Origin of the sequence: Aquimarina algiphila, assembly GCF_947494415.1 — a bacterium.
GTDB lineage: Bacteria > Bacteroidota > Bacteroidia > Flavobacteriales > Flavobacteriaceae > Aquimarina > Aquimarina algiphila.
This window is the reverse complement of record NZ_CANLVC010000001.1, coordinates 295187-320016: the sequence shown is the minus strand read 5'-3', so window position 1 is coordinate 320016 and position 24830 is coordinate 295187. Positions and strand designations below refer to the sequence as shown.

Below are 24830 nucleotides of genomic sequence, written 5' to 3'. Positions count from 1 at the left end.
AGAAATTTACATTTATAAATACATAACAAATGGCAGATATATCAAATTTTATAATAATAGGTTTTGTTTTAACAACAGTAATTACTTTATGGAGCTTTTTTAAAGCTTCCAAAAATAAAAAAATAATTATAGGAATTATTTTGTGGATGGTCGTTCTGAGCATTCTGGGAATATCAGGGTTTTATAAAAACGCGAATGCAATTCCTCCTCGATTACTATTTTTATTAGGACCAGGTATTTTTTTCGTACTGATCGTTTTTTTTACTCGTAAAGGAAGAAGGTTTTCTGATAATCTTAATTTAAAATGGCTTACATTATTACATACGATAAGAATTCCGGTAGAGATTATTCTTTTCTACATTTTTGTAGAAGGATTAATACCTGATCTCATGACATTTGAAGGGTTAAATTTTGATATTCTTTCAGGGATTTCTGCTCCGATTATATATTATTTGGTTTTTATAAAAAAATGGATGGGTAACAAAGGACTTTTGATTTGGAATTTTATCTGTTTAGGGTTACTCATAAACATTCTAACGATAGCAGTGTTAAGTGCCCAAACTCCTTTACAAATGATGGCATTTGACCAACCAAATATAGGAGTAACTTACTTCCCTTTTATATGGCTTCCAGCAGTAATTGTACCTATTGTTTTGTTTTCTCATTTGGCAAGCATAAGGCAATTGTTATCTTCAAGAAAATAAAAGAAGGTTAGGGAGTATAGTTTTAGATTTGAAGGTTTATGCTAAGCTTTTATTCGTCTACCCAGTATATAAAACAAAATATTTATATTTGACTTAGTATCGATTTTAAACATATTGTTGATCTATCATTTTGTTTTTCAGATATTTCTAAAACTGTAATAAAAAAAGCATGAAAAAAATAATGTATTTGACTGCAGTTAGTCTGATCTTCTTTTCATGTAAGAGTGAAAAACCTGTTGAAGATGACAAACTAAATAAAGAAATTGAAGTTGTCAATGATAGTCTATCTGATGATGTACAAAAGAACCTTCAGAAACCTGAGGTTATTAATGAACCGATAGTAAAAGATACTATACCAACCCATGTTTTTAAATCAGGAGAAACTTTGTGGTATTTATGCAGGACATATTATGGAAACAGACATTATTCTTCGATTTTGTCAATATATAATGAAATCGAAAATGTTAACGATATTAAGAATGGTACAATTTTAAAAGTACCATCAATGCATAATCTACTTAAAGATCCTAAATTGAAACTTGATCCAATAATTCGAGTAGAAATTGAAAAAGTTTTGGAAGCAAGAGAAAAGTTCATGAAACATGAAAAGACACTTGGTGAGTCAAGAAAAAATGTTGAAGGAAGGGCACCAATCAAACTATCACAAAATACCAAAGTAGATCTTCAAAGTGCTATTGATTTGATTGATGAATCGATAAGCACCCTTGCAGAAGTGAAATCTGATTCAATTAATGCACCAATAAAAATGATTGGTCAATTAAAAAGCCTTTCAGCTAACCTTACTAATTTATCTAAAGGAAATCATGATGGGCCTTACCAATATGATTTGGATATGGTGCATCAAAGATTAGTTCACGCTATAAGAAATGCAATAACTTGGGCACAAAACAATTATCAATGAATAATTCTTGACAAAATATAAATAAGCCAATTCTCTTTTACCATATTTATTTTTAGCATATGAAAGATAAAATCGAAATAGAATTAAGTAAGAAAAAAATATTTCTATTATTAATTGGAGCATTAGTATTTGTAATATTAGGGGTGTTGTTCATAATGAGTCCTGGTTTGTTTGCGTCAGGATTTTTTCGTAATTCAGAAATTGTTAGAATTATTGGGATTGTAGCTGTTGGATTTTTTGGACTTTGTTTGGGATTTGCTGTTAAAAAACTTTTTGATAATAAAATGGGTTTGATAATTGACCAAAATGGAATCACAGACCATACCAATGCAACAAGTGTCGGGTTAATAGAGTGGAACGATATCACAGGAATTGAGACTGTACAAATTGCTTCGACCAAAATTTTAATGTTACTAACAGATCAACCAGATAAATATATTGAACGTGCAAAAAATACGCTGTCTAAACGAGCATTGAAAGCCAATCATAAAATGTATGGCTCTCCATTATCAATAACATCCAATTCTTTAAAAATAAAGTATGATGATTTAGAAAAATTGATTAGTAGTGAACTTAAAAAACGAAAAAAAATAGAAGATCATAATAATATCTGATATGATATTAAAAAAGGATACTTGAATCTTTATGTTCAAATACCCTTTTTTAGTGTAGATTTATTTTGTTGCATTAATCCGTATATGAATAGTCTCTACAATTGGTAATATTAATAGGTTTTGACTTAACACAATTACCATTATATGATACATCTACGGTCCCAATAGTATTATAATGCTGTACCTGTCCTTCTGGTCTTCTAAGTTTTACTTTACATGAGTATCTGCTTGTACTTACAATTTCTATTTCACTAGTGCTGATTTCCCATGTAGGAAATCCACTAATTTGACCTACATTAGTAAGCCAAACATTGTATTCAATAGGGTCGCCATGTCGATCAAATCCACATAGACCTACAACCCCATTAAGTTCTCCTGGGCACGAAGATTTAAGTGAACTGTTTTTTTCTTCTGAGGTACTATTTTCTTCTACACTACAGGATAACATCAAGGTGATTACGAATAAGGAAATAATTTTTCTCATAATATTTAGGTTTTAAGTTACTTTAAAAATACAATGAGACGAATAGAGGAATGATAAACCAAAATTATCTTATGATCAAATAATTGTTAGTTTCGAGAAGGAAATTTATATACTTGACATAGGGTTGTCATACTTACTCTTTACCTTTCTTTTTTATTATAAAACAATTCGTTATGAAACAGGAATGGAGAAAAAGGGAAAAAACAGTCTACCTCCCTAAAAATGAACCTGAAGTTATTGATATCCCCGAATTTAAATTTCTAACTATTAAAGGAGAAGGAAATCCTAATAGTGATATTTTTTCAGAATATATTAGTGTTTTATATTCTTTGTCGTATGCTATTAAAATGAATCTAAAAAAAGAACCCGAAATCAATGGATATGTAGATTATACAGTATATCCCCTTGAAGGCGTATGGGATATTAATGAGAAGGCAAAGAAAACTTATGATGGTACATTAGATAAGAATGATTTGATTTTTACATTGATGATTAGGCAGCCTAATTTTGTTGAAGAAGAATTTGTACAAAAAATGATGATACAAACAAAAAACAAAAAACCTCATCGATTATTTGACCATATAAAATTTGAGTGTATAAAGGAGGGGAAATGTATACAAATGATGCATATAGGGAGTTATGATAATGAACATAAAAGCTTTAGAATCATGGAGACTTTTGCTCAAAAGAAAGGTCTTACAAGACTTTCTAAAGTACATCGAGAAATTTACTTAACAGATTTTAGAAGAGTTGCCGCAGAAAAATTAAAAACGGTATTACGCTTTAAAGTAGCATTTTTATAGCTGATTATTTTGTTTTATTCTTGGTGACCATATGATATATTGGTCCATAGATTTAGGTGATTTGTTATACGATTTTGGATGTAAATGGTTGATAAATAGAGTATAAGATTTTATTTTTGTATATCAATCATCATATTTCACATGGTTATGAAAAAAAAAGCATCTTGTATTCTTATCATTTGTTGTTTTATGTTTTTCAGCTACAATATATGTGCCCAACAACAACCCCAAATTAATTATTTTGATAGCGAACCACCTCCTGCAGATGCGGCAGTTCTTTTTGCAGAAGGCATAATTTCATTAAAAAATCGATGGGAAGAAAAAATTACTTTTTCTCCAGATGGGAAAGAGTGTTTTTTTGGTAGGCATCCTGATGGAGGAAACAATTACTTTAAACCAAAATTGATGCACTCCATATTTGAAAATGGAAAATGGTCTACTCCTAAAATTGCCAAATTCACTGATAACAAAATTATAGGTTATCCTTTATTTAGTGCAGATGGGAAAAAAATATTTATGGAACAACCCATACATAATGGAGCGATTGCTCGTATCGTCTTTTCAGAAAAAGAAAATAATACTTGGTCTGAAGTTGATTCAATAATTCCAAATATAAAAGCTAAAAAAGGTTTTGGTTTAGCTCAGCTTACTAAAAACAATACTTTTTATTTTTACGATAGGCATCTTTACAATGCATATTCTTCAAAGTTTAAAAATGGAAAGTACTCAAAACCAAAATTACTTCCGTATAGAATTAACCCTTGTGCAGAGTTTTTTATTTCACCAAATAATGACTATATCATATTTAAGCCTTTACATTGGTCAAATCCATTTCATATAAGTTTTAAAAATGATCAAGGAAAATGGTCCTTACCTCTTAAATTAAACCAAAGCTATTTTACTAAAAACCCTATAACTGGTTATGGGCCTTACGTTTCTCCGGATGGTAAATATTTTTTCTTTGGAAAAGATGGAGATATTTATTGGGTAAAAGCAGATTTTATAGAAGTATTGAGAAAGAAATCAAAATCTAATTTGTAGAATTATAAATGAATAAAACATCTCGATATATTTTATGTGTCAAAACACGAAAAACACTCAAAGTAATGTATGGAAATTAAGTCAAACACATTTTGTCGAAAAGTTAGCGATAATGAATCATAACTTCGGTGCGAGGTTGATGATGAAATTTTTGTCCCAATATAATTAGTAAGACTTAGACTTTTAGCATTGTTTTGAGTGTCACAATTTTGAAAGTGGTGTCAAGATGTTTTAAATTGACCAACTAGAATCATAACGTCATTACACGTAGTACGAAGATGTCTTTTTCATTGCTAACAGATTACTTCACTATAAGTGTAATGGCGTTTTATGATTTTAAATCAATTTGTTTTAAGTTTTCGATTCTATTTCTGATTAAGAATTCATCTATAGTTTCAAAATGTTCGATTACTCTTTTGTCTTTAAATTCAAATACTTTTTGGGATAATCCTTGTAAGAAATCACGATCGTGAGAAACTAATATTAGTGTGCCATCAAATGCTAAAAGAGCTTCTTTTAATACATCTTTTGATCTAATATCCAAATGGTTGGTTGGTTCATCAAGTATAAGGACATTTACAGGTTCCAGTAAAAGTTTTACCATAGCCAGTCGAGTCTTTTCTCCACCAGAAAGTACCGATACTTTTTTATCAATATCATCTCCACTAAACATAAACTGCCCCAATATATTTTTAATTTGTGTTCTGATATCTCCTTGAGCCACTTCATCTACTGTTTGAAAAACAGTAAGACCAGGATCTAGCAGTGAAGCTTGATTTTGAGCAAAATATCCAACTTTAGCATTATGACCTAATGTACATTCTCCTTCAAAATCTATTTCACCCATTATGGCTTTGATCATAGTTGATTTTCCTTCACCATTACGACCTACAAAAGACACTTTTTCTCCTCTGGATATTGATAGGTCTGCATCTTTAAATACAATATGTTCTCCGTAGCTTTTTGATAAACCTTTTGCCAGAACAGGATAATCTCCTGATCTCATTGAAGGAGGGAAACGTAATTTTAAAGCAGAATTGTCGATTTCATCAATCTCTATGATTTGCAATTTTTCAAGCATGCGCTCTCGCGAATTGACTTGATTAGTTTTAGAGTAAGTGCCTTTAAATCGTTCTATAAAATCTTTAGTGTCGGCAATAAATTTTTGTTGTTCCTGATACGCTTTAATTTGATGTGCTCGTCGATCTTCTCGTAATTGAAGATAGTGTGAGTAGTTGGCCTTGTAATCATAGATCCTACCCATAGTAACTTCGATCGTACGATTAGTGATATTATCTATAAAAGCCTTATCATGTGAAATTACAATCACTGCTTTTGCTTTATTAATCAAGAAATCTTCAAGCCAGATTACAGATTCAATATCAACATGATTAGTAGGTTCGTCAAGGAGGATTAAATCTGGTTTTTGCAATAAGATTTTAGCAAGTTCGATGCGCATACGCCAACCACCACTAAACTCGCTGGTGGGTCTTGTGAAATCTTCTCTTTTAAACCCTAAACCTTGTAGGGCTTTTTCGATTTCTGCGTCATAATTTACTTCTTCTATAGCATAGAATTTTTCGCCTAGGTCAGTTACCTTTTGGATGATATTCATATACTCTTCTGATTCATAATCGGTTCGAGTCTCGAGTGCAGTATTAAGTTGATCCATCTCTTGTTGCATCGCAGCGATATGTCCAAAAGCTTTAGACGCTTCTTCGAATACAGTACAGTTGTCATCGGTTAAAAGATGTTGAGGTAGATAGGCAATAACAGCTTCTTTTGGATATCGTATATTCCCTTTGGTAGCATTTTGTACTCCGGCAATGATCTTCATCATAGTAGATTTACCAGCACCATTTTTTCCCATGAGAGCAATCTTATCATTTTCATTGATGACAAAAGAAACATTGTTAAACAAGGTTGCACCACTAAACTCTACAGCGATATTATCTACAGAAATCATATCATTTTCTTTAAAGATGCAAAACTAAAAAAAAGCGAGTGATGACAAAGGAAATATTTGGGTTTTAGTGTTTGAGAGTTGATACTATACATTAACCCATTATCCATGCAGTATACATTATTTTTTTTGAAGAAATAGTAATACAAAATAAAATATAATGGCTATTATAAATCTCACCCTATTTATAGGGTATTAGACAGAATTTTTTTGTTGTAATTTTATGACAATATTTCCTCTATTAAAAAAATCGGATATCAAGAATATGACTAAGAAGATAATATATGTACTTTTTATTCTTTGCAATGTTTGCTTTAGTCAGGTAAAACCCACCGATGAGGATAGAAAACTCATTAATCAGCATATTGATTATGTGAATCATTGTAATGAATACCTTTTAGAAGTAATTGAAGAGTTAGATGAATTGAATGGGTATATTAAGACAAACGCAGATAATCATATTGAAGGACATATAGATAATGATGATCTGATTGAAATAAAAAATGCTCATGAACCTTTACCAATAATAAATAGATATGAAAAATGGGATTGGTCTCCAGGAAAACTACAACAAGAATTTATACAATTAGGTGAATTTAGAAAAAAGAACCCTTCAGAAGTTAGTAGGAAATTAAAAGAAGTAATCAATACATATCAGAGTAAGTTTAATGAATTAAAAGATTTAGAAAACCAATTAGTTAAATTATCAAATAATAAAATGTTGTTTTTTGAGTCTTTAACATTCGAAAACTCCTATGGCTTACTAACAAAATACGAATTAAAGTACAAAGAGCTGATTCTAATAAATTACCAATTTAGACAAACAACACAAAAAATATTCGGAGAAGAAGAATTGCCAATAGTTTTACAACTAACTAAAGATATTATATCCTCAGCTCAAGGTATGATTCATTCAGTACGTAAAAAAGATAAGAAACAGCTTCAAAAGTTTATAAACATCTATAAAAAAAGTATAAGAACCCATAATACATTTAGAGATAAGCAATATGAGGAATTAGAAGTTTTTTTTGAAGAGCATCATCTTGGTGTAAAACTTCGCTGCAACAATATAAAAAGTTGGAGTGATGATATTATTAATCAATCAATAAATTATCTTAAAGAAAAACATGAACCAATAACAAAAATGGGGAGTATTGATTGTGAGGGGTATAAAGGATTAGGGTATGAGATAAGAATGATAGATAGGTTTAATAGCATTTTATTAAGAAAATATAATGATTTTAATCCTAAGGTCCCTATGTTGCACATTGTTAAAGAATTAATGCCTTTTAGAGTATGTTTTCCAACGGCTATACCAGAAGAAGAATATGCTGCTGTAATGCGATGGGATGAAGATGGTTTGCATATTAAAGGAAATGTCTTTATTAATGGAAAAAAGGTAACCAATAGAGAAAATCTTCCAACCAAGATAACCAGTAGAGAAGATCTTGTAACCAAACAAAAAGGAACTACATCAAAAAAAGAAGTCACTAATAATCTAGTGGTGCTTATAGATTTATCTACATCAAAAAAAGAAAAAAGAAAGTTAGATAAGCTAAAAAGTACTGTAATTGGTCTCATTGAAACATTACAACCAGAAGATCAACTCACCATAGTTACCTATACCGCTATAGCAGCAAATAAAATAATAAAAACAGGTACAGATTATGATAAAAAAGCACTAAGACAGATAATTTCTGGGTTAACGTTTACTACAAATACCAATAAAAAAACAAGTGCAAAATCAGGGTTAATGCTTGCTTATAAGGAGAGTTTAGATAGTTTTATTGAAAAAGGGAGCAATAGGATTGTTATTTTATCTGACGGGGATTTTGAAGCGAGTACTGAGTTTAAAAACGAAATCCAGAAACAAGCAGATAATGGAGTTTATCTATCAACACTACACTACACCACAAAAAAACAAACAGGAACCAATACACTTACAGATCTTGCTAAACTAGGAAAGGGAACCTATAATCCGATTATTAATGAGGGTGATGTGTTAGAAACATTAAAAAATGAAGTGCTATCGCTAAAACAGACACAGTTGCTCAAGGAAAATGAAATATTATCCCTTAGAAAAGAACAGTTGGTTAAAGAAAATGAGATATTATCGCTTAGAAAAGAACAATCGCTTAAAGAAAATGAAATAGCCCGGCAACGTGCTGTAAAAAAAACAATTCTAATTGCATTTATCATCATTTTGATCCCTATCATTGTTTTACTATATGTATATTTCCAAAAATTAAGAGCACAACATAAACTACGTGATAAGCAAGAAGAGATAAATCAACAAAAAGTAACTTCTCTAATCAAAAATCAAGAATTAAAACTGATCAAAGCTTCAATAACAGGAGAGCATAAAGAACGTGAACGTATTGCACAAGAACTTCATGATAGTATTGGGGGAAATTTATCTAGTATAAAGTTACAACTTGCAAATTTTAACGAAGGCACTTTTAATTATGATAAAATTGTAAATCAAATAGATGAGACTTATGAACTGGCAAGAGATATGTCTCATAACTTAATTCCAAAAAAGTTTGTTCAGAACCCATTTACTAATCTTATTGAGGAATATGTAGAGAATCTCAATAGTACCAGGAATCATCATATAATTTGTGACTTATATCCTGTTGAAGAATTAAATATGATAAATGAAAATCTACAGGTAGAAATTTTTAAAATTATACAGGAATTACTTACTAATACGATTAAACATGCCAATGCAGATAAAATTACGATTCAACTTAACCACTTTGAAGATGCAATTAAGTTGTTGTTTGAAGATGATGGGGTGGGGTTTATAGTTTCAAAAAACAGATTTGGTATTGGATTAACCAATATAAAAAATAGACTAAAGAAATTGGCAGGAGAGATGCATATCGATTCTACACCAAAAAGAGGAACTATAGTAAATATTGATATTCCTATAGTTATACCAACATTAAATAATACACACGATGAAATATAACTTGATTATTGCAGATGATCATAGTATGTTCTTAGATGGTTTACTTAGTATTTTCAATGAACATGAAAAGTATACAATCTTATTTACTGCAAAAAATGGAGAAAATATTATTAAATACCTAGATATCAACCCTCCTAAATCGGTTGATCTGGTGATTAGTGATTTGAGTATGCCTTCTATGGATGGTATTACCCTAAATAAACTTATAAAAGAAAAGCATCCCGAGGTAAAAACCTTAATCGTTAGTATGCATGCAGATGTCTCCAAGATAGGAACACTTATAAATGATCATGTAGATGGGTATATACCAAAAAACGCTAAGAAAGAAGAACTACTAACTGCTATAGACACAATTCTAAATGGTTCGAGTTTTTTTTCTGATACCATCAAAAATATATATCAAGATTTCTTGTTCAACAGTAATAAAATAAAAGAAAAACAAGTGATGCTCACTCCGCGCGAAAAAGAAGTCCTAAAACTTATTGCCAAAGAACATACTTCTCAGGAGATTGCTGATATACTTATGCTAAGCAAATATACTATAGAAAGCTATCGCAAAACATTACTAGGTAAATTAGGAGTGCGTAACATCGCAGGGCTTACAAGATATGCTATAGAATCTGGATTAACTTGATATACTTATATTGGTCTCCCTCTGTTTTTTTACAAGTTGTATTCCTTTAGATTTAAGTTTAACGTATTCTATGTTAAACAGAATTATCAGTATTTCTGCAATTCCTATTTCTTCAATTATATATTAATGCATAGGAACATATACTAGCTATTGAGCACCCGGTTTCAACTCATTAATAGGTTAAGTTAGGTTTCATTACCCGATAAATAGGGTAGTGATTTTTGCCAAAAGTAGGGAAGTCAACTTCATGTTAACTTGATAATTTTGAGTATTACTTAAAAAAACTAATTCTTATTGAAATAGTGGTAACCAAATGAATATCCCTAATATCAAGTTAAACTTTTAAACCTATTCACTATGAAGCAAATACATCTTTTTCTATCATTTTTTTTTCTAGCATTAGTAATAAGTTGTTCTAAAGATGATGAAACTATAAATGAACCATTAGAACTTGAACAAGAATTAAATAATTTACCTATTGCTCCAGAGAATATATCTCATACTATTATAGCTTTGAATTGGGAAGCAGTTAAAGCTGATAATAATGCCAAGGTTACATATGATATCTATCTGGAAGGAGTAAAAATTAAAGAGGGTAATGAAGATACAGATTTTACCTTAACTGGATTAGAAAGTGATACTGATTATATAGGAGAAATTATAGCCAATAGTAGCAGCGAAAAATCAAAAAGTAAAACAAGTAAAGTAAGATTAGAGAAAATACCTTTTTCTGCTAAAACTAAAAAATATAAAAATGCTAATGCTCCAGAGCCAAGTGATTTTTTGATTGAAGTAACCAATATAACGTTAGTAAGTGCTACACTGCAATGGGAAGCGGCTACAATAACTGATAATTCAGAGATCAGGTATGATGTATATTTAGAAGGTGATAAAGTGTCAGAAAACAGTACTTCAACAAGATTTTTATTACCCTTATTAAATAGCAATACCGAATATACAGGTGAAATTATCGCCATAAGTTCTAATGAGAAAACCAAAAATATTGGTTTTTCTTTTAAGACAAAAGAAAGCAATAATTTGAGTACTGAGCCTTCAGATTTTACGGTCGATATTGAGTTTGTACGAGATGATTTTGCACGTGCACTATGGAAAAGACCAAACTTTGACAATGATGCAGAAATTCTATATGATGTTTATTTAGGAGATGAGAAAGTTTTAGAAAACAACACTGATGCTCGTCAACTTTTAAATATTCAATTACGTGATTTAAAACCCAATACTTCGTATTCTGGTAAAGTAGTCGCAAAAAATACTACTACTACTACTACTACTAAGACTGGTCATTTCTCTTTTATAACCCCTGAGACTATCACACTTTCTGATTTCACAATGAGTATTGATGATATTACTTCTAATAGTGCAAGAATTAACTGGACCTCATCTGTTGCATCAGATAATTCAGAAGTATCTTACAAACTTTTAGGAATAATAGCATCGGACAGTAGTACAGAAACATTTTTCAAGGCGAATGATTTAAGACCCTCTACGAGATACGTAATTACAATTCAAGCAACAGCAGGGAATGTTTATCAAGTAAATCAATTTATACAAAAAGAGTTTACAACGGCAGCAAGTCCCGTAGACAACCCTAACATATCTTTTCCACTATCTCATGTAGGAGGAGGTGTGATTGAATGGGTTCCTCCAATTGCTCCAGATGGTCAGGGTTTTATATATAATGTTTATGAAGGCCTTGAGTTAAAAGAAGCAAACTTACCTGGTACAACAAACATGCTTAATAACATTGTCCCCGTAGATGAGTTCGGACAATTTACTTTTGAATCTTATGGGAATTATGATATTGAAGTAGAAGCGGTTTTTTCAGATGGAAGTATAGCCATTGAAAAGTTAAATTTCAGAATAGATCCACCACCACCTTATCCCGTAGAAAACCTATCAGTAGAAAATATAACGGGCACAACCGCTACTATAAATTGGTTGCCATCCTATACTCCTAATGGGGGAACTATATATTACAATGTGTATCTAGATGGTAATCCAGTGACAAACATGTATACTTATTTCGAAACATCATATACCTTCGAAAACCTTACCCCTAATACTTTTTATAATGTGACAGTAGAGGCGCTTTCAGATGGAGGTTCGAGTGATCCTGTAGATATTTCATTTAGTACTTCCCAAGCTATTGTGCTTTCTGATTTTAATATCAATATTATAGATATTACAACCGAAAAAGCAATGCTAACCTGGACGCCCTCAATATCGACAGGTAACACCACAGTATCTTACAGTATTCTTGTAAATGAACATGTTGAAAGAAATCAAGTTACAGGAAATTCTTTACTGCTCAATAACTTATGTCCGGGTACAGCCTATTCTATTTCAATAACTGCAACAGCTCAAACAGGGGAGACTTCTAATCCAATTATTGAAACATTTAGTACTACAGCAGTTATAGATAATCCTAATATTGTTTTTCCTCTTTCTATTACTCCGCAATTTAACGGAACGCAAATTAAGATTGTTTGGACAACGCCCATTGCACCTGATGGTAAAGATTTTGTATATTATATTTATGTAGACAATAGACTTAGTCGTATAGATATCCCAGGTATAGCTTCAAACTATACCATGAGTACAGTTTCTAACGGTGAAATACTAGAAGATGGTAACCATAACCTAAAAATGATAGCTTTCTTTTCTGATGGGACAACTGCAACCGAGCAACAAGTATTCACTTTATAGTCATGCTCTTTTAATTTTAAATTTACTATGAACTCATTTGAACTTTTGTCTGGAAGGGGGTAACAATAAGTTTTTATAGCTCAGAATTAAAAGTTCAAAATGAGTTCTATTACTACAAAAACATAATGATCATGGCGATACAAATTAATATGCCTCAAATTACAGATACAATGGAAGAAGGATTTATCGGTAAGTGGTTTGTCAAAAAAGGAGATAAAATTAGTAAAGGTGATGTTCTGGCAGAAATTAACCTTGATGTTGCATATATTGATTTAGATTCCTTTTATGAAGGTGTTGTACTATTTATAGCTACAGAAGAATATCAAATAATCCCTGTAGGAGAATTATTATGTATCGTTGGAGAAGAAGGAGAAGATATTTCAGGATTTTTATATCAAATAACACCTCCTAAAAAAGTATTTCGAAAAAGAATAAGAACAATACCTACATCCACATTTACTTTGGATAAAATTACTACTCTAGAAGGAGTAGAATTAATTGTCATGCCAAAAATGTCAGATACAATGGAAGAAGGAATAGTAAGTATATGGCATAAGAAAGTAGGAGATACTATAAAAGAAGGAGATGTTCTGGCAGATATAGAAACTGATAGAGCAATTATGGAGTTTGAAAGCTTTTATAACGGGACTTTACTATATAAAGGAGTTAAAAATGGACAATCATTATTAGTAGATGGTATTTTGGCAATCATTGGGCCTGCAGGTACCGATGTGTCAGAAATTATAAGGCAAACTAATACGACAATGTTTCCTGTAGAGACTCCAGGAGGAGTAGAAGTGATTAGAATACCAGAATTACATACTACTTCTGAAGAAAGAATAGTAACCACCTGGTATAAAAAAGTAGGAGAATCGATTAAGAAAAAGGAATTATTGGCTAAGGTAGAAACCGATAGAGAGGTTATAGAATTTAAACCCTTACATACCGGTACTTTATTATATAAAGTAGAAGGAGAACAAACAGTATCGGCAAATATGGTATTAGCAATTATAGAAACAACAAGTACTTCTATTTCTTAAATGAAATAAGATTGAACTTCTTAAAGAAAAAGGTTTTATCACAAAACTTTACAGTGTTTTTATTTATTGAAATCATATCATTGTCTCTAAAAATACAAAATTGAAAAAAAGGAATTATTTAGTGAATTTTATGATACTAAAGTTCGTCATAGTTTAATTCATTTTCTGGAAAATAATTTCACTGAAAAAAGGGAGAAAATATTCATTTAAGCTATTTACATTTGCTTTAACATTATTACATAATTTTGAAACCTCTTTCAAAAATGAAATAAGATAATGTTTACATTAAAAGATTGCTAAATATAATGAATAACCAATATGATCCAGAATATATAAAAACGCTATTCAATAAAATGAGTGGTTCATATGAAAGAGTAAATTATATTACTTCTTTTGGGTTTTCACTACGATGGAGAAAGCAATTTCTTGATCCTATCAAACCTTCTGACCAAGAACTCGAAGTTATTGATTTAATGACAGGTATGGGAGAAACATGGCATCCCGTAAAAAGGCATTTTCCTAATGGAAACTTTACTGCGTTAGATTTTTCTGAAGGTATGTTACGCCAGGCACACAAGAAAAACTCCTCTCAATTTAATGATAGTGTTAATATAACAAACCAGAACGCCTTGCAGAATAACCTCCCGTCAGATCATTTTGATGTGGTACTTTCTGCTTTCGGACTTAAAACATTTAGCGAAGAACAAATCGTAAAACTTGCAGAGGAAACAAAACGGATTTTAAAGGCAGGAGGAGAGTTTTCATTTATAGAGGTTTCTCAACCAAAAAGTTTATTCTTGAGGGGGTTATACAAATTACATTTAAAATATATTGTACCTATTTGCGGTAGATTACTTATAGGTAATCCGAGAGAATATAAAATGCTTTGGAAGTACACAGAAGTGTACGAAAACTCATTATCAGTTGCCGAAATATTTAAATCAGAAGGTTTAGATGTTACATTTCATAGTTATTTTGGAGGCTGTGCTACGGGAATTAGCGGTAGAAAAGAAGTTAGCGCCGAATAATGCAGATAAGTGTGATAAAACACCTCTAGCTAGTATATACCAACTAATTTTACAATGTTTTTATTTTTTTCGTTTTCGTTATCATAAAAAAAAGAATGATTATCCCAGTATTTTTTGACATCTTTTGTTGGTACTACTATCGTGCTAGAAGAAGAAAACATCCCATTCTCTTGTTCGAGTCTTTTGACTTCTCTGATATGGCTTGAATTAATTTTCCCTGTAAAAGGAAAAATATATTCTGGGATCAAGAAAGTAATAGCATCTTTGGACACTTTATTAACCTTTAATATTTCCAAAGCAGGCGGGTATAAGCTGATCTTGTTTTTAGGCACACCATATTTTGTATAGTTGAAGTGTTTAAATACATAATATTGTCCAGACTCTGGATTTTCATACATTGCCTTATTATCAAAATATATAAAAGCATTTGTATATATAGGTATACCAAAAAGAAATACAACAAACAGAAGCATAAACACAAGTCTTTTACGTTTCCTTTTGTCATTCTTTAAATTGGTTATAAAATCATTCATACCCTTGAGAATTGGATTGTAGAATAATTATATAGTCTCTAAAAATGATTTTACAGCCTGCCAATACTCATCATGATCAGAAAACTTCGCCCAAAGTGCTCTAGATCCATGATTTCCTTTTGTTTTTGGAAGAAAAAAATGTTTTTTGGTAGATGGTATTGCATCATAAATAGTTGACCAACTCTTTTTTTCATTTTGAGCAGAGGTAATAAATACAGGTATTTTTATATGGCTGGCACTTTTAGTAATAAATTTTTTATCTTCAAAATATTCTCCTGGAGAAAATGAAAGTACACCATTAATTCCATCTGGATATTCACCTACATATTTAAGCACTAATGAAGAAGAGTATGAGCTACCCCAAATCACAAGTTTTTTAGGATGATATGTTTCTTTAACATAAGCTATTGAAGCTTCTAAATCTTGAAAGGCATCAACAAACTCTGTTTTTTTACCTTTCTTTTTGGCCATAGCATTAGTTTCATTTTGTACTCCGTTAACAGCTCCACCAGATCGTTGATCTACTGCTAGACAGTTATAGCCTAGTGCATTAAGTTTTGGAGCAATTTCTTTATATTCTCCACGACTCCAACCTGCTTGGTGAAAAAGAATAATAAATTGATCACTACCGTTTGCTTTATAGAAATCAGCAGTAATGTTGATTCCATCGGTAGCTTTATAGGTTATAGTTTGTTGGCTATATGTATAGCATACAAAAAACATCAAAAAAAGAGTACATATATGTTTCATGAATAAAATGACTTTTCAGTTAAAAATAAGAATCTAAAATACTAAATAATGTATTTGATACATACTATTCTTTTGTTATAATTTTGGATTTAAAAAATAGAGTCGATAACACAGTTAATATCTGAATTTTTCGACTCTACTTTTAATACTGTTATATATAATCACAAATTACAAAGGGATATTGCCGTGTTTGCGATCGGGACGAACAACTACTTTATTTTCGAGCATGCTAAATCCTTTGATTAGTTTTCGACGAGTGTCTTTTGGAAGAATTACTTCATCGATAAAACCACGTTGTGCGGCGCGATAAGGATTTGCAAATTTATCGGCATATTCAGCTTCTTTTTCGGCAAGTTTGGCTGCGGGATCATCTGCTGCACCAATCTCTCTTCTAAAGATAATCTCACTAGCACCTTTTGCACCCATCACGGCAATTTCTGCCGATGGCCAGGCAAAGTTAAGATCAGCACCTATATGCTTTGAGTTCATTACATCATATGCTCCGCCATAAGCTTTACGTGTGATTACCGTTACTTTAGGTACGGTAGCTTCACTTAATGCATATAATAACTTTGCTCCATGCACAATGATACCGTTCCATTCTTGATCGGTTCCCGGTAAGAATCCTGGAACATCAACCAAGACCAATAACGGAATATTAAAGCAATCGCAAAACCTGGTAAAACGTGCTGCTTTTTTAGAGCTGTTCACATCCAAAACTCCAGCCAAAAATAAAGGTTGATTCGCTACAACACCAATACTTCTTCCTCCAATTCTGGCAAACCCTACAATGATATTTTCAGCATAGTCTTTATGGATTTCATAAAAAGAATCGGCATCAATAAGCCCTTCAATAACCTCATGCATATCATAAGGTTTATTAGGATTATCAGGCACAATAGTAGAGAGATTGTCTCTTACTTCATCGGTTAGCGTATAGGCTAGTTTTTTGGGTTGTTCTTTATTACTTTGTGGGAGATAACTCAACAGTTTCTTAAGATCTTCGAGGCATTCTATGTCATTAGCAGAAGTAATATGAGCAACTCCTGATTTTGTAGAATGTGTACTGGCTCCTCCTAATTCTTCTGAGGTAACTTCTTCATTAGTAACTGTCTTTACTACGTTTGGACCAGTGACAAACATATAACTTGTATCTTCAACCATCATTGTAAAATCGGTCATAGCTGGAGAGTATACGGCTCCTCCGGCACAAGGTCCCATAATAGCAGAAATTTGTGGAATCACTCCAGATGCCTGTACATTTTTGAAAAAGATATCGGCATAACCTCCCAGAGATCGTACTCCTTCTTGAATTCGAGCCCCACCAGAATCATTAAGTCCGATAATAGGGGCTCCTGTTTTTACGGCCATATCCATTACTTTACAAATTTTCTCGGCATGTGTTTCTGATAATGCACCTCCAAAAACAGTAAAATCCTGTGCAAAAATATAGATTAAGCGTCCGTTTACAGTCCCGTACCCAGTAACCACACCATCTCCATAATAAATTTCTTTTTCCATACCAAAATCTGTAGTACGGTGTGTTACCAAAATACCAATTTCTTCGAAAGAACCTTCATCAAGAAGATATTCGACCCGTTCGCGAGCGGTTAATTTTTTCTTTTGATGTTGTTTTTCAATACGTTGCTCACCACCACCTAATTTTGCCTGAGCAATTTTCTCTTGTAACGTTTTTATTTTTGAGTCCATATTCTTAGTGCGTTGGTATGCGTAGTGTTTTTTGATCTTCGATATATTGTTTCATTGCAATTAAAGCAGCAATTTTAGCTTCTTCTTCAGTTGCCGATTGTAACAAATCGGGAGTATAATATTTTTTCACAAAATGTGTGTCAAAGTTACCCGAGCGGAAGGCTTCGTGTTCACATACAAATTTTCCAAAAGGTAATGTGGTTTGTACGCCTTCTACGACATAATTATCAATCGCTTTGATCATTAATTGAATAGCTTCTTCCCGGGTTTTTCCGTAAGTGATGAGTTTTGATAACATCGGATCATAATAAATAGGGATATCCATTCCTTCTTCGAAACCATTATCTACACGAATTCCTTCTCCGACAGGTAATATATATTTATCTAAATGTCCAACACTAGGTAAGAAATCATTTAAAGGGTCTTCGGCATATACTCTTAATTCCAAGGCATGTCCGGTGATACTTAAATCTTCTTGTTGTAATTCTAGTTGTTCTCCTCGTGCTATTTTTATTTGTAATTCTACAAGATCTGTTCCTGTAATGAGTTCTGTAACCGGATGTTCTACTTGTAGTCTTGTATTCATCTCAAGAAAATAGAAGTTATGGTTTTCATCCAAAAGGAATTCAACAGTTCCTGCACCAAGATAGTCACAGGCTTTAGCTACTTTTACAGCGGCTTCTCCCATTTTAGAACGTAGTTCTGGAGAAAGTACAGCAGAAGGAGCTTCCTCCACTACTTTTTGATGTCGGCGTTGTACACTACATTCTCTTTCGAAAAGATGAAGAACATTACCATGACTATCAGCGATCACTTGAATTTCTATATGTCGTGGTGAGGCTACATATTTCTCAATAAATACAGAACCATCTCCAAAAGCAGAGGTTGCTTCACTAATAGCACGGTTCATTTGTGATTCTAAATCTTTTTCTTCTTCTACGACACGCATCCCTTTTCCGCCACCTCCTGCAGAAGCTTTGATTAAGATCGGAAACCCTATTTCGTTTGCAATATTCTTTGCTTTGACAACATCGGTAATAGCTTCATCTATACCAGGGACCATTGGGATATCATAAGCTTTAACAGCATCTTTTGCTGCTAACTTACTACCCATTACTTTTATAGCTTTAGATTTTGGACCAATAAAGATGATATTGTTTTTTTCAACTTCTTCTGCAAAATCTGCATTTTCACTCAAGAATCCATACCCGGGATGTATGGCATCAACATTCAATTGTTTTGCAACTTCTATTATTTTTGATCCCAAAAGATAAGATTGGTTAGAAGGTGCTTCTCCTATACATACTGCTTCATCTGCAAACTTTACATGAGGCGCATTTCTATCGATCGTAGAATATACAGCAACGGTTTTGATTCCCATTTTACGAGCGGTTGTCATTACTCTTATTGCTATTTCACCTCGGTTTGCTACTAATATTTTTTTCATACTGAAAAATGATTAGAACGTGCTGTTCTTTTTAATGCCTGTTGAAGGCTTATTCAAATTCGATTAATAATTGTCCTTTATCTACGGCATCACCTTTATCTGATGAAATAGATTTGATGACACCATCTCTGGGAGATAGAATAACATTTTCCATTTTCATGGCTTCCAAAATAAGAAGAGGATCATCTTCTTTTACCTCCTGTCCAACAGAAACCTGAATGTCTAATAATAAACCAGGCATTGGTGCTTTAATACTATTGACTTGTTTTGCGGAGCCAATAGAGAAGCCCATTGCTGCGATTTGCATATCCAATTCATTAGCAATATTGACCTGATAGGTAGTATTGTTAACTTTTACGGTGTATGACTTTGTATTAAAATCAGATGATACAACTTCTGTATGGTATGATTTGTTATTTTGTAGTAAATGATAAGAAGAACTTGAGTTTTTTATAGTATTTATTGTTGAAATATCTTGGTCGGTAAGATCAAACTCAAAGATCTTATTTACACCAGCCTTGTATATATTGCTCATAAGTATGACTATTTGATTCGCAAGATAAATATAGATATTATATTTACGAGAATTTAAACGTCAAAAATATCTTAATGTCTTTTTTAGAAGGATTTATTATTGGATTAGGAATGATCATTTTTGTAGGTCCGGTATTTTTTTTACTGTTGAACAGTAGTTTTCAATTTGGTTCTAAGGCAGGAACGGCTGTCGCTTTAGGTATTATTTGTAGCGATGTTGTTTGCGTGATGTTATGTTATTATGGGTTGTCAGCTTTTGTTACTATAGAACAAAATAAATTTTGGATAGGAGTTATAGGTAGTGTAATTGTTTTTGGTTTGGGAATTAATTATTTGATGAAAAAAGTTACAACAACTGCTGATATTATAGTACAATCCAAAAAGTTGCATTCTTTTTTTTTAAAAGGATTTAGTGTTAATTTCTTTAATCCATTTGTTTTTGTAGTTTGGATAGGTGTTTATAACTATGGTCAACATAAATATTCAGAAAATGGATCATTATTTATTTTTATTGTAGCTGTTCTAACAGGTATATTGACCACAGATTTACTTAAAGTATTCTTATCAAAAAAAGTAAAGAAATTTATCTCATCCAAAAGGTTATCTGTATTTTTTAAAGTGACAGGATTTCTTCTTATTTGCTTTTCTATCAGGTTGTTATATGTAGTGTGGTAAAACCGTATTAGATTGATTTTGGTTATATTTGAGAAACAACTTTAAATACTAACTGATATGGAATTTAATTTTTTAATTACTGCACTTGCAGCGTTAATCCCAATGATATTAGGATTTATATGGTATAACCCAAAAGTTTTTGGTACAGCATGGATGAATGCTTGCGGATTTACTCAGGAAGATTTAAAAGGAGGGAATATGGCTTTGATATTTATTCTATCGTATGTTTTTAGTCTCTTCTTAGCTTTTATACTTAATACCTTTGTGATTCATCAATTTGGTTTTTTTTCTAGTATTATGAATGAGCCTGGATTAACAGAAGCAGGTACAGAAACGTATCAATATGCACAAGATTATATGGCGAAGTATGGTAATAATTTTAGAACTTTTGGTCATGGAGCTTTACATGGTACTATGATTGGATTAATGGTAGTATTACCAGTGATGGGAACAAATGCCCTGTTCGAAAGAAAAGGGTTTAAGTATATGGCAGTTAATATTGGGTACTGGATAGTTTGTCTTGCCTTAATGGGAGGTGTGATTTGCCAGTTTGCATAAATATATATAATAATAGATCGATCAGAGGGGCTTTTATTTAATGAAGTCCCTTTTTTTATGATTTATTGCCTAATACTCGACTGAATAGTTTTTTAAGTAGAGGAGTAGTGTCTTCCATATTTCGTTCTCTTTCTTTGGCTGTAAGAATACCGTTGTCATCATAAAATAATTCATAACTAAAAACAAAACGACTAGCTTCTGTGCCTACTCCTAATTGTCCAAACCTGAGATCATTAAAAAATAGTTTGTTATCGTTTTTTTCGATAGTATACCAACCTTCTGATAATTTGATTAATCTAGGGATTAGAGGATCGTTTTTCATTTTACCTAAGAGATGATGATTCTTTGGGAATTCTGAAAAAACAATGATATCTTCTTTTTCTAATAAAGAATAATAAGCTATTAAAAAAGAATCTTCTGTTTCTATGTTAGCAGTCCATAAAATGCTATTTAATGGAGTGGGTTTGGTTTGAATTTCTTTATAAGAAATATGTTGATTTTCAAGATTGGTTTGAAATATACCATAGGTATACCATTTTAAACCTAATGTGATGATCATATATATACTACTAATATACAACCCAAGTTGATTGAATTTTTTCCTTTTTGGATGAGTACGTTTATAAAACATAGCAAGAATCACAAAAATTAAAAAAGGTATAGTATAGAGAGGGTCTACTACAAATATGTTTTTAAAAGAAACTTTATATTCGAATGGCCAGAATAACTGGGTTCCCCATGTAGTAAATGCGTCTAAAATAGGATGTGTAAAAAGCCCCAAAAACATAAGTTTTGACCAATCTTTCCAATCAGCTTCTTTATTTTGATAGATTTTAGAAATCATCCAACCCAATACTGGAGCTGCTAATATGCTAAAGAGTATAGAATGTGAAAAGCCCCGATGTAATTCATTAGCAGTGACATTATCTACAAAAATTTTTGATAGTACATCGAGATCAGGAATAGTTCCTGCAATCGCACCCCATAGCATTGCTTTATTACCTACTTTCCTTCCCAGAGCTGCTTCACCAACAGCTGCTCCCAAAACAATTTGAGTTAATGAATCCATTAATCTAATTGGAGTTTAAAAGGATTTCTAATTTCGTACTCACTTGGAGAAATTAGTTCTACTAATGGTTTTAATAAGGTGTTTGAAATAGAGTTTCCATGCCTGACATATAGTTTCATCTCAATTGGTTTTGCGCCGACACAACTTTTAATAATTTCTGCTGTTCTTCCCAATCGAAGCTCACGAGCCTTTTTGTGTATGGCTAAGTCAACATAGTCATATAACATTTTTTGATATATAGAATGAGTGCTATTGTACTGATAATCTATACCTATATGATTAGCATCTACGATATCATTAGTAACAAAAGAGGTTGTAAATCCAATTAGTTTTTCTTCAATAAAATATCCTTTAAATACAAAAGTTTGATCTAATGATTCTTTTAAATTTTTAAAGGTATAAGCATTAAGTTTACCAATTTTAAAATCAGCTTTTTCAATTACAGATAAATAAAGGTTGTCAATTTCGTTTTTAAATATCTCTATGTCTTCAGCATCAAAATCTTTAACGATTATGTTTTCAGATTTTTTAAAAACTTTTTTAACCCGAGTTCTAAATTTTGTTCTCATACTGGCCATATAATCGTCAAAAGTATGCCAGTTAGAATGCATATGTAGTACCATATTGACATCGATTTTAAATTCTCTAAAATCATGTTCTTTGATATAATCACTATGATCAAAAGACTCTGGCCAAAATTCTTTTAATAAAATAAAAGAGGGCTTGTCTGAGTTTTCTGATTTTCGGATTTCACGTAATGCATCAGACAAACTTTCAAATGCTGTTTTTGAGGAGATGTAATCGGTATTATATACAAAACCATGTTCGCCGCAAGAAAATAAATTACCACACACCAATACTCTAACATCTAAATTTTTAAACAATGTATTTTTAATAGTGTCACTAATACAGCAGGGGAATTCTTGTAATTTTAACTGTGCCGAATTAAATTTTATAAGCTGTGCTGCGGCAAAACCAACAGGAATGTCGTTATCATAAAATAGAATATATCTAAAGCGAATAGAACTGGAAAGAGTGCTCTCTAATGTTTTAAGATAATCTAAAGAAAGAAAGATGTTGTTTTCTGGATTTATAATATCCCAGTTAACATGAGGTATATCATCGATATGATTGTAATAAACATATTTTAAAGATGATGTTTTACATTTATTTTTTATTTTATCAAGCATATATTCCTTACAATATTCTCGAATGCATTAGAATTCGATATAATCCAAATTTACATTTATTTTTTAGAGTCTTCGTTAAAAGAACTACAAAACCAATTTAAAAGAAGATGATTATAGCGTTTTAAGCTATTCATAGTTTTACTATTATAAAAACAACTGTATAAAGTACGGTTTACCGTTAAATTTGTGTTTTTGAACGAAAAGTCTTTCATAAAATTAGATTTTCTTATGGTAATATCAAGAAAGTTTATTTCCTTTGAGTGTAATTGGGAATTTAAATGAATACATTGGTTGATTGCGTTCTGTTAATAGATGATGACAGAGCCACAAATTTCTTTAACGAAAGAGTTGTTGCCAAACACAGTGCTTTTCATAAAGTAAATACTGTGCAGAGTGGGATGGCAGCTCTTGAATATCTTAATAATGTAGCACAAAATACGGCTACAAAACCCAATCTTATATTTTTGGATATCAATATGCCTGCGATGAATGGGTGGGAGTTTTTAATTGAATTTTCTAAACTAGATGAACAAATTAGAGAAGGTATTAAAGTGATTTTATTGTCTACATCTTCTAACCCCGATGATGTAAGAGCTTCTGCCAAAAATCACTCTGTTGATGATTTTATCAACAAACCACTATCCTTAGATTTATTGGATAATGTATTAGAAAATCATTTTAATAAGTAAGAGCACTTTAGAATACTGTTTATAATATTATTACCTATCATTTTTAACGATAGATAAAGTTTGTAGGTTAGGAATTTACTTTATTTTTGACCGAAAAATAATAACAAGTATCTTTTTGTCGTTTATTTGTGTACTTAATCGTTAAATAGATTTTGTTTTTTATATTTTAAGAATGACTTAATTTTTTTTAGATTGTTTTGTACCAAGGTATTAAAGTGTAAACTAAAAAGTAGTGAATTTATGTTTCTTACATTAAAAAGAATAATAACGATTAAACCAAGTGAAGTAATAACCATTTAATATGGAAAAAATAAAATATTTTCTTTTAGTAGATGATAGTGATGCAACCAATTTTTTTAATAAAACAATAATCCAGAAGACAGAATGTGTTGAAGAAGTGTTGGTTGCAAAAAATGGGAGAGAAGCATTAGAGTATATACAATCAGGAATTGTTCCAGAAGTACTTTTTCTGGATGTAAATATGCCAGTGATGAATGGTTGGGAGTTTCTTACAGAGTTTGAAAAACTAGAAAGTAATTTAAAAAAATCTATTATTGTTCTTATGCTTGGTACAACACTAAATGAAGAAGAAAGAACAAAAGCAGAAAATATCCCAGAAATAAAGGAGTTTCAGGAAAAAATGTTATCTAAGGAAATAGTTTGTAAGATTGTAAATACATATTTTTCTGATGTACGTCCAGCCTTATGTTCCTAACAAAATGATTTGACATTTTATATAAA

General features: G+C 31.4%; 23 protein-coding genes and 2 pseudogenes. 16 read left to right on the top strand and 9 right to left on the bottom strand.

Annotation, left to right across the window (positions count from 1 at the left end):
* The first annotated feature begins 29 nt into the window (after positions 1-29).
* The 3 genes from PQF96_RS01315 to PQF96_RS01305 all read left to right on the top strand — a co-directional run bounded on the left by PQF96_RS01315 (position 30) and on the right by PQF96_RS01305 (position 2240).
* Entirely contained in the window at positions 30-704 is a 675-nt protein-coding gene (locus PQF96_RS01315) for a hypothetical protein (protein WP_109436555.1), read from the top strand.
* A gap of 169 nt (positions 705-873) precedes the next feature.
* Positions 874-1626, top strand: coding sequence for a hypothetical protein (locus PQF96_RS01310; RefSeq protein ID WP_271764833.1), 753 nt, complete (start codon positions 874-876; stop codon positions 1624-1626).
* A 59-nt stretch (positions 1627-1685) separates the two neighbouring features.
* Positions 1686-2240, top strand: a complete 555-nt coding sequence (locus PQF96_RS01305; RefSeq protein ID WP_271764832.1) for an STM3941 family protein — start codon at positions 1686-1688, stop codon at positions 2238-2240.
* Positions 2241-2313: 73 nt separating this feature from the next.
* Here the strand turns inward: PQF96_RS01305 and PQF96_RS01300 are convergent, their stop codons facing one another.
* Positions 2314-2724, bottom strand: a complete 411-nt coding sequence (locus PQF96_RS01300; RefSeq protein WP_271764831.1) for a hypothetical protein — start codon at positions 2722-2724, stop codon at positions 2314-2316.
* A gap of 173 nt (positions 2725-2897) precedes the next feature.
* Between PQF96_RS01300 and PQF96_RS01295 the strand changes: the two genes are divergently transcribed.
* Positions 2898-3527, top strand: a complete 630-nt coding sequence (locus PQF96_RS01295) for a GyrI-like domain-containing protein (protein WP_271764830.1) — start codon at positions 2898-2900, stop codon at positions 3525-3527.
* 147 nt (positions 3528-3674) lie between these two features.
* Entirely contained in the window at positions 3675-4568 is an 894-nt protein-coding gene (locus PQF96_RS01290) for a hypothetical protein (RefSeq protein ID WP_271764829.1), read from the top strand.
* A 328-nt stretch (positions 4569-4896) separates the two neighbouring features.
* On the opposite strand, the gene PQF96_RS01285 is transcribed toward PQF96_RS01290, so the two are convergent.
* Complete coding sequence (locus PQF96_RS01285) at positions 4897-6534, bottom strand: ABC-F family ATP-binding cassette domain-containing protein (RefSeq protein WP_271764828.1); 1638 nt, start codon at positions 6532-6534, stop codon at positions 4897-4899.
* A gap of 262 nt (positions 6535-6796) precedes the next feature.
* On the opposite strand from PQF96_RS01285, the gene PQF96_RS01280 reads away from it, so the two are divergent.
* The 7 genes and pseudogenes from PQF96_RS01280 (at position 6797) to PQF96_RS01260 (ending at position 14934) form a co-directional block, all read left to right on the top strand.
* Complete coding sequence (locus PQF96_RS01280) at positions 6797-9505, top strand: ATP-binding protein (RefSeq protein WP_271764827.1); 2709 nt, start codon at positions 6797-6799, stop codon at positions 9503-9505.
* Positions 9495-10139, top strand: coding sequence for a response regulator transcription factor (locus tag PQF96_RS01275; RefSeq protein WP_109436563.1), 645 nt, complete (start codon positions 9495-9497; stop codon positions 10137-10139). The genes PQF96_RS01280 and PQF96_RS01275 overlap by 11 nt, the downstream gene beginning before the upstream one ends.
* Before the next feature lie 357 nt (positions 10140-10496).
* Positions 10497-12866 carry a fibronectin type III domain-containing protein gene (locus tag PQF96_RS01270; protein ID WP_271764826.1) on the top strand — a complete coding sequence of 790 codons (2370 nt, stop codon included), beginning with the start codon at positions 10497-10499 and terminating at the stop codon, positions 12864-12866.
* 125 nt (positions 12867-12991) lie between these two features.
* A pseudogene (locus PQF96_RS28625) lies at positions 12992-13210 on the top strand (biotin/lipoyl-containing protein); the annotation flags it as partial.
* 135 nt (positions 13211-13345) lie between these two features.
* A pseudogene (locus PQF96_RS28620) lies at positions 13346-13604 on the top strand (biotin/lipoyl-containing protein); the annotation flags it as partial.
* Between the two features lie 26 nt (positions 13605-13630).
* The gene (locus PQF96_RS28615; protein ID WP_408629603.1) at positions 13631-13906 is read left to right on the top strand and encodes a biotin/lipoyl-containing protein; all 276 of its coding nucleotides are present in this window, start codon (positions 13631-13633) and stop codon (positions 13904-13906) included.
* A 305-nt stretch (positions 13907-14211) separates the two neighbouring features.
* Complete coding sequence (locus tag PQF96_RS01260) at positions 14212-14934, top strand: class I SAM-dependent methyltransferase (protein ID WP_143917440.1); 723 nt, start codon at positions 14212-14214, stop codon at positions 14932-14934.
* Between the two features lie 29 nt (positions 14935-14963).
* Here PQF96_RS01260 and PQF96_RS01255 read toward each other — a convergent pair whose 3' ends face one another.
* The 5 genes from PQF96_RS01255 to PQF96_RS01235 all read right to left on the bottom strand — a co-directional run bounded on the left by PQF96_RS01255 (position 14964) and on the right by PQF96_RS01235 (position 19909).
* Positions 14964-15467, bottom strand: a complete 504-nt coding sequence (locus tag PQF96_RS01255; protein ID WP_271764824.1) for a hypothetical protein — start codon at positions 15465-15467, stop codon at positions 14964-14966.
* A gap of 27 nt (positions 15468-15494) precedes the next feature.
* Positions 15495-16217: an alpha/beta hydrolase gene (locus PQF96_RS01250; RefSeq protein WP_109436568.1), complete on the bottom strand. Its 723-nt coding sequence runs from the start codon at positions 16215-16217 to the stop codon at positions 15495-15497.
* Between the two features lie 168 nt (positions 16218-16385).
* Positions 16386-17927 carry an acyl-CoA carboxylase subunit beta gene (locus tag PQF96_RS01245; RefSeq protein ID WP_271764823.1) on the bottom strand — a complete coding sequence of 514 codons (1542 nt, stop codon included), beginning with the start codon at positions 17925-17927 and terminating at the stop codon, positions 16386-16388.
* 4 nt (positions 17928-17931) lie between these two features.
* Positions 17932-19374 (bottom strand): acetyl-CoA carboxylase biotin carboxylase subunit, encoded by a 1443-nt coding sequence (accC, locus tag PQF96_RS01240; RefSeq protein ID WP_109436570.1) that lies wholly within the window; start codon positions 19372-19374, stop codon positions 17932-17934.
* A 49-nt stretch (positions 19375-19423) separates the two neighbouring features.
* Entirely contained in the window at positions 19424-19909 is a 486-nt protein-coding gene (locus PQF96_RS01235; protein WP_109436571.1) for a biotin/lipoyl-containing protein, read from the bottom strand.
* Between the two features lie 74 nt (positions 19910-19983).
* Here PQF96_RS01235 and PQF96_RS01230 point away from each other — a divergent pair, with 74 nt between their 5' ends.
* Together PQF96_RS01230 and PQF96_RS01225 are read left to right on the top strand one after the other, a co-directional pair.
* Positions 19984-20583, top strand: coding sequence for a LysE family translocator (locus PQF96_RS01230; RefSeq protein WP_271764822.1), 600 nt, complete (start codon positions 19984-19986; stop codon positions 20581-20583).
* A gap of 57 nt (positions 20584-20640) precedes the next feature.
* On the top strand, positions 20641-21141 hold the full coding sequence (locus tag PQF96_RS01225; protein ID WP_271764821.1) for a DUF1761 domain-containing protein: 501 nt from the start codon (positions 20641-20643) through the stop codon (positions 21139-21141).
* A 55-nt stretch (positions 21142-21196) separates the two neighbouring features.
* Here the strand turns inward: PQF96_RS01225 and PQF96_RS01220 are convergent, their stop codons facing one another.
* Positions 21197-22210 carry a metal-dependent hydrolase gene (locus PQF96_RS01220; protein ID WP_109436574.1) on the bottom strand — a complete coding sequence of 338 codons (1014 nt, stop codon included), beginning with the start codon at positions 22208-22210 and terminating at the stop codon, positions 21197-21199.
* Positions 22210-23400 carry a hypothetical protein gene (locus PQF96_RS01215; protein ID WP_271764820.1) on the bottom strand — a complete coding sequence of 397 codons (1191 nt, stop codon included), beginning with the start codon at positions 23398-23400 and terminating at the stop codon, positions 22210-22212. Before PQF96_RS01215 ends, PQF96_RS01220 begins: the two co-directional genes overlap by 1 nt.
* A 278-nt stretch (positions 23401-23678) precedes the next feature.
* Between PQF96_RS01215 and PQF96_RS01210 the strand changes: the two genes are divergently transcribed.
* Positions 23679-24089 carry a response regulator gene (locus PQF96_RS01210; RefSeq protein ID WP_143917448.1) on the top strand — a complete coding sequence of 137 codons (411 nt, stop codon included), beginning with the start codon at positions 23679-23681 and terminating at the stop codon, positions 24087-24089.
* A 301-nt stretch (positions 24090-24390) separates the two neighbouring features.
* Positions 24391-24804: a response regulator gene (locus PQF96_RS01205; protein ID WP_109436577.1), complete on the top strand. Its 414-nt coding sequence runs from the start codon at positions 24391-24393 to the stop codon at positions 24802-24804.
* Positions 24805-24830: the final 26 nt, after the last annotated feature.